Raw genomic sequence first — 325 nt, forward strand, 5'->3', positions numbered from 1 at the left:
ACGTGAGTTTTCGTCGCTTTTAAATTGCCGTACTGGTTAACAACGGTGACGCATACAGACATTTTTCTAACCTTGAACGGATTTCATTGAAGCTTCGAAGTGCTTTTTAAGTTCTGGGTCGACAGGGATAAGCGCTGTCACGATGGCACCCGCCAATGGATCTTCTGGATTGATTTCAAGTTGCAATTGGTACTCACGACGAGGAACCAGAGCGCCAGTGCGTTCAAGAAGCAGGGCGTAACTGTGTTCAATCATCAACGGTTGATCCCATTGCGGGTTTACGTCGCCAGATTCACCGATGGTGCGACGCTTGAATTTCTCCGAG

At 48.0% G+C, this 325-nt stretch carries 1 protein-coding gene; it reads right to left on the reverse strand.

Annotated features, from left to right (window positions below; genetic code table 11):
* Positions 1 to 66 precede the first annotated feature (66 nt).
* Positions 67 to 325, reverse strand: a 259-nt coding sequence (locus tag VCHENC03_RS23180) for a DUF1293 family protein (protein WP_009704421.1), incomplete at its 5' end; no start/stop codon positions are given.

Source organism: Vibrio sp. HENC-03 (assembly GCF_000305755.2).
Taxonomy (GTDB): Bacteria; Pseudomonadota; Gammaproteobacteria; order Enterobacterales; family Vibrionaceae; genus Vibrio; species Vibrio owensii.